We start from the raw sequence: 2,495 nt of genomic DNA, 5'->3' as shown, positions 1-2,495 counted from the left end.
TCCACGGTAGAATTCACGCGGTCATTTCAGTTTTTGTGCGGGCATGAAGCCGCCGATGCCCATACTGGGCCGCTCGTTTTTGTAGGTTGATAGCCACTGCGTGGCAAAATTCGGTGCCGCCTCCATGCCTTCGATGATGTGTTGGTCGAGCCATTCATGTCGGACGGTTCGGTTATAGCATTGGACATGGGCATTCTGCTGCGGTTGCCCGGTTGGATGTAGCTCAATGCAATGCCCCGTTTCTCCGCCCATTCCATGAGCTTGCCGCGCCATTCGATACTCGATTTCAGTAGGACGACCGTGTGCGCTTTGGTCGCCTTCTAGCGGCGGCAACATCAACGCCTTTAGGACTGCTTTGTCTCACGGTGACATCGAGCCTCGTCGGCTGTAACCGGCTGCCGACGGTTTGACGCCGCTATCCCGCCCGTCGCCTTTGGCAACACTATCTCGAAGATCGCTCCCCGACCTTGATGGTTCTGGCCAGAAAGCTCCCCTCCAGCGCGCTCTACGATACGGCGAGAAAGAGAAAGGCCCAAACCCATACCGGAAACTTTAGTCGTCGAGAATGGGACAAAGAGGCTCTGCAGCATAATCTCCTCGATACCAGGTCCCCGATCCCGTACTCGGATACAAATACGATCTTCAGTGCGCCGAGCGCTGATCGCGACAATCCGGTCTTTGGCGTCAAGATGCTCGCCCACCTCCAACGCATTGCGAACGAGATTGTAAACGACCTGTTCAAATTCAACTCTGCCGATTTTGCAAAGCAGCGGTTCCTCGTCGAAATCGAGTGCGATTTCGAAACCACACTCTGCGAACAGAGCTTCCATGAGGGTGACAACCTCACGTATCGCCGCAATTATGTCGGTGCAGGCTGTATCTGTTGGCTTCGGGCTTACGAAGCTTCGAACATTCCTGATGATTTCGCTCGCTCTCTGTGCATCTTTCACGTTCGAGGAAAGAATACTCGTCACGTTCGCGTGGGGTGTCGACATGGCATCCATCAACTTCACGCCAGTTTGGCTGTTGATGAGAATGGCTGTCAGTGGCTGAATCAGCTCGTGAGCAATTGCCGCCGCCATTTCCCCAATCGCGTAGACACGCGACGCATGTTCATGCCGCTTTTCCAGTTCAAGGCGGTTAATATTCGCTTTCGCGAGGCGCTCGGCCTCTCGCAGGCGCTGCGTGACCTGCCCTTGGTGGAGAGCATAGGAAGACAGGCCCGCTATAAGTATGGAGAATGTGGAGAAGACGTACAGCATGCTGTTGTCGAGGATCGCGTCCAGGGCGATTGGTTTTTCAACATTGATGCTCGTTTTCAGGAAATTGTCGTTTGGTTTTTGATATATATCGCCGATATAAACCTCAATTCGCCGTTCTATGGTTGAAAGGATAATTGAAGTGCTATTTTTCGTGGATGCATTGGAGAATAGAGTCAATTCGTCCGAGGTCCATGTAACTTTAGGGCAATTATCGACTAAAGATGGCTTGAGCATTTCTCTGGAATCGATCGTGATTATAATAGAGAAATGATTTTTGTAGTTACGGACGTGCTCAACGATGTAGTATTTATTCTGTAATTTACTGTCTACGACAACTTTAACTTGACCATGGTGGCCTGCTAAGGCCTCAAACAGCTTTGCAGATTTCAGTATCGGGCTCTCCCCTTCGGTGGGCACTTGCACGATCGGTTGCAGTCGCACCCTCTCGTCCGGGTCCATTTCGTACCACGCTATGCCAGATATTTGCGGGTACCGGGCGTGGAGGCTCTCCGCGAGATTCGTAAAAGACGCGATAGAACGGCTACGTGGAGCGTCCGCTACCATCGTAAGTGATTGCATGAAGCCAAAGTTCTGGCTGTTGCGACTAACTGCCAGACGCTCAAGGCTTTGGGCGTAGGAAGCAATGTTGTTCTCAACTTTGTCTATGTGGAAAAATATCAATACTATTGTAGATAGAATCTGAAGAGCGACCCAAATCAAGACGGCGGGCACTGCCGAATTAACTACGGTTCTCAATCGCTGGGAAGCAAACAAGCTAGCAATCTCTGAAGTTAGAATAAAGTTACACGTCGTCGTGAGCGAAGGTGGCGCTGACGACGAATGCACGCATCGGTATATTTACCTAGATACAACCTCTAACAATTGCTGACTTAAGAATTTATTCTCGATGCGGCAGATGATGATGGAATGAAATGGCTCAGCGAAATCCTCGATCGTGAAGGGTCGCGTAAGGAGACTGTCCTCCATCGGTTTAAGAAGGTCGAGGAGGATACAGCCCGGCTTCAAAGGTCAATCCGTCGACCTGCATACTCGGTAGTATCGCGTCCCTCACCGATTCATCGTCGTCATTGAGGTAAAGCGGAATTTCGGCGGCGTCACGGTGTAAGCGGTGTGCCGCTCACACCTTGGCGACATTCCGGGAATTGGCGCTATGGCAACTATGCATAACAGCAGAGCTTGAGCAGGGCGATATCGCTAACGGTCCGCGATGCG

General features: G+C 51.4%; 1 protein-coding gene and 1 pseudogene. Both read right to left on the bottom strand.

Annotated features, from left to right (window positions below; translation table 11 throughout):
• Positions 1-21 precede the first annotated feature (21 nt).
• Positions 22-266 (bottom strand): annotated as a pseudogene (locus tag AAAB35_RS16850) (integrase core domain-containing protein); the annotation flags it as partial.
• 78 nt (positions 267-344) lie between these two features.
• A complete protein-coding gene (locus AAAB35_RS16845) occupies positions 345-1,721 on the bottom strand; it encodes an ATP-binding protein (RefSeq protein ID WP_340669443.1) in 1,377 nt (458 codons plus the stop codon).
• Positions 1,722-2,495: the final 774 nt, after the last annotated feature.

This window comes from Phyllobacterium sp., assembly GCF_037994425.1.
Classification (GTDB): Bacteria; Pseudomonadota; Alphaproteobacteria; order Rhizobiales; family Rhizobiaceae; genus Phyllobacterium.
Note: the sequence above shows the minus strand (reverse complement) of the source record. Positions and strands in the feature narration are given on the sequence as shown.